5 protein-coding genes and 2 pseudogenes are annotated in these 6000 nt (G+C 67.1%); 2 read left to right on the forward strand and 5 right to left on the reverse strand.

Features of this window, described 5'->3' with window-relative positions; translation table 11 throughout:
- The first annotated feature begins 119 nt into the window (after positions 1 to 119).
- On the forward strand, positions 120 to 1637 hold the full coding sequence (locus P2Q00_RS49880; protein ID WP_275781713.1) for a lysyl oxidase family protein: 1518 nt from the start codon (positions 120 to 122) through the stop codon (positions 1635 to 1637).
- Between the two features lie 447 nt (positions 1638 to 2084).
- Here the strand turns inward: P2Q00_RS49880 and P2Q00_RS49885 are convergent, their stop codons facing one another.
- The 4 genes from P2Q00_RS49885 to P2Q00_RS49905 all read right to left on the reverse strand — a co-directional run bounded on the left by P2Q00_RS49885 (position 2085) and on the right by P2Q00_RS49905 (position 5248).
- Positions 2085 to 2450: a hypothetical protein gene (locus tag P2Q00_RS49885; RefSeq protein ID WP_275781714.1), complete on the reverse strand. Its 366-nt coding sequence runs from the start codon at positions 2448 to 2450 to the stop codon at positions 2085 to 2087.
- A gap of 82 nt (positions 2451 to 2532) precedes the next feature.
- Positions 2533 to 3468: a hypothetical protein gene (locus tag P2Q00_RS49890; protein WP_275781716.1), complete on the reverse strand. Its 936-nt coding sequence runs from the start codon at positions 3466 to 3468 to the stop codon at positions 2533 to 2535.
- Between the two features lie 535 nt (positions 3469 to 4003).
- Positions 4004 to 4651 carry a dihydrofolate reductase family protein gene (locus P2Q00_RS49895; protein ID WP_275781717.1) on the reverse strand — a complete coding sequence of 216 codons (648 nt, stop codon included), beginning with the start codon at positions 4649 to 4651 and terminating at the stop codon, positions 4004 to 4006.
- Between the two features lie 336 nt (positions 4652 to 4987).
- A complete protein-coding gene (locus tag P2Q00_RS49905; protein WP_275781718.1) occupies positions 4988 to 5248 on the reverse strand; it encodes a hypothetical protein in 261 nt (86 codons plus the stop codon).
- Positions 5249 to 5494: 246 nt separating this feature from the next.
- On the opposite strand from P2Q00_RS49905, the pseudogene P2Q00_RS49910 reads away from it, so the two are divergent.
- Positions 5495 to 5860 (forward strand): annotated as a pseudogene (locus tag P2Q00_RS49910) (cupin domain-containing protein); the annotation flags it as partial.
- 41 nt (positions 5861 to 5901) lie between these two features.
- Here the strand turns inward: P2Q00_RS49910 and P2Q00_RS49915 are convergent.
- Positions 5902 to 6000: pseudogene (locus P2Q00_RS49915) on the reverse strand (IS5/IS1182 family transposase); the annotation flags it as partial.

A 6000-nucleotide genomic window follows, 5' to 3' on the forward strand; every position in this document is an offset into this window, starting at 1 on the left:
TCGGCGGCCAGCCAACCTGAATCGACTTTTTGCACTGTTCACAGATGGCACACAAGAACATCCTTCCGTGCCTGCAAGACGTGCACGACTCGTCCCGACCAGACGCAGAAAGAGCACCCATGAACAGACACCACCCCACCGCCTTACGGCGCTCGGCGATCATCGCCGCCGCCGCCCTCACCGTCGGCGCCGCCGGAACCCTCGCCGCGCCCGGCGCGGGAGCGGCGACACCGACGGGTGCGCCAAAGCTCCAACTGATCGCCGCATCCCCCTCGGTGACCGTCGACCGTTTCGAGGGCGAGCCGGGGGTCTACCTGGACCTCGGCACCTACATCACGGTCGACGGGGGACCGCTCGAGATGCGGGTAACGCGCAAGTCCTACAACGACGCCGTCGTCGCGTCACAGGTGATCCGCTCCGGCGGCCGGACGGTGACCAAGACCCTGCCGACGGGCCTGGTGAAGGACTTCTCGGGCCTGCCGGACTTCCTGAAGGTCAACATCAGCGACGCGTCGGGCGCGAAGGTGGCCGACACCACGCAGTCGTTCTGCCCGAACAACCGGGCGGGCCGGATCCGGCCGGACGCCCCGGCCACCTCGAAGTACCCCACCGGATGCTCCGACAACCCGTTCGCGCTCGGCGGGGTATGGGGTGTCGAGAACGGCTGGGCGGCGGCCACGTCCCAGGGTTTCCGCGGGGACAACGCCATCAACCTCCCGGCCGGCGTCTACACCGCGAAGGTGTCGGTGGCGAAGAAGTACCGCGACCTGTTCGGAATGGCGGACAAGACCCAGACCGTCAAGGTGACGGTCCGCCAGAACTCCGGCGGGGGCCAGGGCCTGGCCGGGGTCAATCACGGACAGAAGAACGCGTCGAAGAGCCCGAAGCCGGCGGCGAAACGCCCGGTCGGCAGGGCGGCCGTCCCCGCCGATGTGCCCAAGCCCGACCTGCGAGCCCTCCCCGCGTACGGCATCGCCATCACCGACGGGGACGAGGGCGGAGCGGGTGCCGTCCCGGGCAAGGACTACCTCGCCTTCAGCGCCACCGTCTGGAACGGTGGCCCCTCGCCGCTGGTCGTGGACGGGTTCCGCAAGCCTGGTGCGGAGAAGATGGACGCGTACCAGTACTTCTACGACGCCAAGGGCAAGCAGGTCGGGTACACGCCCACCGGCACCATGGAGTGGGACCCGCGGGAGGGCCACCAGCACTGGCACTTCAGCGACTTCGCCAGCTACCGGCTGCTCGGCGCGGACAAGAGGGAGATCGTCCGCAGCGGCAAGGAGGCGTTCTGCCTGGCCAACACCGACGCCATCGACTACACGGTGAAGAACGCCAACTGGCACCCGTACAACACCGACCTCGCCACCGCCTGCGGTGAGCAGACCGCCGTCTCGGTGCGCGAGGTACTGGACGTCGGCAACGGCGACACCTACAGCCAGTACCGGCCCGGTCAGTCCTTCGACGTCTCGGACCTGCCGAACGGCACCTACTACATCCAGGTCATCGCCAACCCCGACAACCGGCTCAAGGAGCAGAGCACGGCCAACAACGTCACGTACCGCAAGGTCGTCCTCGGCGGCACGCCGGGGGCCCGCACGGTGACCGTGCCGAAGTACGGCCTCATCGACGCTCCCTGACCACCGGCGGGCGGAGGCATGCGCCTCCGCCCGCTGACCGCAGCCGGTGAACTTGCAGCAACCCGAGCGGGGCAGACAGCCGCGCGCGCGTTCGACGCTCAGAGGCAATACGTCGGACAGTGATCCCCGGCGGGTCTGTGGTTACCTGGCCATGACGTCCGACGGCGGAGCACTCACGAACGGGTACCGCCTTCCGCCCCTGTTCACGCGGGCCGGGCAGGGGCGGCGGCGTGGGCGGCCCGGGGCGAGCGTCCGGGTGACGTCGTTGAACACAGCCGGTCCGCCACCGGCCGCGGCCCCGGCGACTTCTCCGGCCGGGGCGACAGCAACGGCTTGATCAGTGCCCACAAGTCGGCGTCCAGGATCCACGACCTCGTACTCACACATCACGACCGGCCGAATGATCACACGAGCACCGCCCGGCCAGGACACGTCAACAAGATCGTGTTACGGGGTCTCAGGTCCGCCTCTCAACTCCTGGCGCAGCACCGACATCTCGGCCGGATCCAGACTCGCGGCGGCAAGGTCGGCAAGCCGGCGCTCCAATGAGCGTCCCGCATCCTGGAGCACCCGCTCCGCGCCGTTCCGGTCACGGGCGACGACCACTCCGCCGGACACCACGATCTCCATGATGTCGGCCGCCGGGCCGCCGGTGATCCGCAGCCCCCGGTAACCGAGACCTTGCAGCGGAGCGGCCCCGGGGGGTGCCGGCGGCAGAGCGGCGATACGGGACATCAGCTCTGCCGCGGCTTCTGGCGCAAGGCTGAACACCGGATTCCGCCGCCCGCTGTAGAGGTCGATCTCGACGTCCATACCGGTCATTCCCTGCTGGCGATGCCGCCCAGTCCCGGGCCGTGGAAGGCGCTGTCCCGGCCCCGGGATGACGCCGCGCCCGCTACCTTATCCGTTGCCGTTGCGAATTGCACCCGTATAGGTATCCGCAAAAGACCGTGTACGGACCGCGGTTGGCTGTCTCCGGATTGTAGATGACGTTGCCGCTGTTGTCCGTGTTGCGGGCGTCCGTAGGGCCGGGCTTGTGGCCCCAGAATCCCTCCTTCTGCTTGCGGAACCAGTGGAAGTCGACGAATCCGGGACCGGGGGCGATGACCAACGCGACCAAGTAGCGCGGGCTTTCGGCGTCCGGGAAGCAGTCGAACCGGTGGTGCATACCGTCGCACAGCGACGCACGCGTCACTTCGGCACATGTGATGGCCTTGTACATGCTGCCGCAACCGCGGCCCGGCTGGGCGAACGTATTCGTCCGCCAGTTGCTCGCGTAGTTGTAGCAGTTGTTGCTCAGCCGGACGGTCGAGTCGTTGTTCCAGAATCCCGGATTGAATGCTCCGAGCTCAATGGTGCAGGTGATTGCCGCCGTGGCCTCTTCCGATCCCCGTTCCGCTTCCGCTTCCGTTTCCGCCGGAGCGGTCCGGTCCGTAACGGTGAGCCGGGCGGGGGCCGCCAGTTGCGGAATCAGGAATTCGCGTAGTGAGGCGTCCAGCGGCTGTGCCGCTTCACCGGAGGCGGCGGGCTCCCCCCGCTCCATCAAGGTGACGAGTCGCTCGCCGATTTCGGCCGCGCGGCCACCATGCGCCTGTGCACCGACCGGCAGGTACAGCCTCGGCTCGGTGCCGAATTCACTTCCGAACTCGTCATTGAGCGGTTCGATCCAAAATCCCCGGACTCCCAGCCCGCTCCCGGCCGGTGCCTCACCGAGGAACAGGTTCCGGTTGCTGTCCACCTCACGGAGCAGCGCCCGCACTTCGTTCGCGTCGGTGATGTCGGAGACCGGATCGGGACGGCCCGAGAAGATATCGGCCGTGATGCGAAGCATACCTTCGTCCCCCTTTTGTTTCTCAGCAGCAGATTCCCGGGGGCTCCCCTGCCCTCGGTCGGCTGTCCCCGCGGCTCCGAGGCTTCGGGGAATTTCCGATCACTCCGCTGTGCAGGTTGCAATGAAAAAGGGATATACACTGCATCGCATCAAGCGTCAACAGCAGGCAAAAGAGCTCTGGAAATGATCGTCCAGAAGCTACGGCATTTGCAGCGGATCAATACGCCAAAACCGCTATCACGGTTGGAGATCCGGAAGCACGGCATTCCGTATCGGTCCGGCGCGCGGCGTGCGCGGCGTCGCCGACCGCCCGAATACGACCCGCGGCCGTACTGGCAGCGTCACCCTGTGGAGTGCGGTGTCAACCAGCTCGAACAGCGCCGCGCGTGGCCGCCCGACTCGACGGCGCCGTTCGCTGCGAATCCGCCGTCCACGTCGCCTCGATCAACATCTGGCTAAGTGCCCTGAAGCGACGCATGGATGAAAGACCTGGCCTCGAGCCCTACTTGCGCTCCGGGTCTTCGACCGAGACGGTTCAGAGACCCACACGGGTGAACGTCACATGCGTGACTCCGCTGGGCGAGGTGGCGGCCTCGACCTCATAGTCCTTCTCGATGCCCTCCACTCCGTCCCAGACGCGTACGCCTCGGCCGAGCAGGATCGGGACCACCACAATGTGCATGTGTTCGATGAGCCCGGCGGCAAGGAAGTCACGGATCACGGTCGGCCCCCCGCCGATGCGTACGTCCTGGTCGCCCGCCGCCTCGCGGGCCGTCTCGAGCGCCTTGGCGGGCGAAGCGTCGAGGAAATGGAACGTCGTACCGCCCTCCATCTCGATCGACGGGCGCGGGTGATGGGTGAGGATGAAGGTCGGTGTGTGGAACGGCGGGTTGGGTCCCCACCAGCCCTTCCACTCCGGGTCCTCGTGCCATCCGGGCGGTCCGAACTTCCCGGCGCCCATGATCTCGGCGCCGATTCCGGGCGTGAACTGACGCGCGAAGGCGTCGTCGAGGCCTCCGGTCCCGCCGGGCCGGCCGGTCATCATGTGCCAGAACCGGGTGGTGAACATCCACTCGTGCAGCCTTTCGCCGGCGTGGCCGAACGGTGCGTCATGGCTCTGGCCCTCACCGGTGCCGAAGCCATCCAGCGAGATGGAGAAGTTGTGGACGCGGGCAAGTGACATGGTTCGCGACTCCCTTCCTTCTTTACTACTGTCCAGCTTCGTCGAATCAGCTCGGTCATGCAGCGATGACGGCCGGAGCATAGGCCGCCGAGCTACTGACACGTCTCGTCAGGATCTCCTGATCACGGACGTGATGACGGGGAACGAGATGATCGCCATTCCGCCGGGACAGGTGACGTGGTCGGACCGTCGGACGCAGCGCAGTGGGTCGGTCGGTCGGTCGGTCGAGCTTGCGCCCTACCAGCTCACGGCATTGCCGGTCACTCAGGCATTCCACGCACGCATGACGCCCGCGGACCGGGAGCAGAAGGTGAACCGGGTCTGAGAAATCGCCTCCTACCTGGGCCTCACCCCGCAGGCCGATGCGGGCCAGGTCCAGGGCGCTGCCCCACAGGCCGCCACCCCAGTGCGCGCCAGAAGGTGACGCCAAGTGATCTCGCGGCGGTGGGTGATGCTGAACTCCGGCAGGTCCACCGACTCCGACACCGGCTCGTCCAGGCGCAGCGCCCCGTCGTCGTAGGCGATGCCCGCCACCAGCGAGCGTCCACGCCGATCCCGCTGGGTCAGCCGATCGCGTACAGCAAGCTGCTTCTGCATGGGAGTTGGACGAGTACACCGCTGCCGAGGCGGATCCGGTCCTCGCTGATCACGACCCGGGCGGAGACCACATCGCGTACCCGGTCGAGCGGTACGGGATCCGCTGCACCATCGCTCCGCCTTCGAAGACGAGAGTGGCCGGCAGCGAGTCATGACGGGCCGTCACCTCCGCACGGCCCCGCGCAGTGCCTCGACGTCGATATCGCCGTCTGTACCCATGGCGGTCGGTTGCTACCTTCCGGAGCTATGACTGACAGCGTGTACGTGGGTAATGCGGGCCGGGACGCGGCACTGGACCGGGGGTGGCTGCTGGGGCATTTCAAGGACGCCTCCGATCCCCGGCACAGCGAGGACGTGGAGATCAAATGGGGCGTCCACCCGCAGGGCGATGAGCGGGATCAGTGGGTGACCGGCGAAGAACGCACTGCCCTGCTGGTCCTCATCAGCGGGCGCTTCCGGGTGGAACTGCCCGGGCGCAGTGTTCTGCTGGCCCGGCAGGGGGACTACGTCGTGTGGGGCCGAGGCGTCGACCACTCCTGGTTCGCGGAGGAAGAGTCGGTGGTCCTGACGGTCCGCTGGCCCTCTGTACCCGGCTACAAAGTGATCGATGATCACGATTCCGCCACTAGAGGTTGTCCCGTATGGGGCGTGAGTTATCCGGTGAGGGCCAGGTTGTGGAGCCGGGCGATGCCGAGCATGGCCTGGTGGACGCCGTTGCCCTTCAGGCGGCAGTCCCGCAGGATCCTCCAGTT

This window comes from Streptomyces coacervatus (genome assembly GCF_029223485.1).
Classification (GTDB): Bacteria; Actinomycetota; Actinomycetes; order Streptomycetales; family Streptomycetaceae; genus Streptomyces; species Streptomyces coacervatus.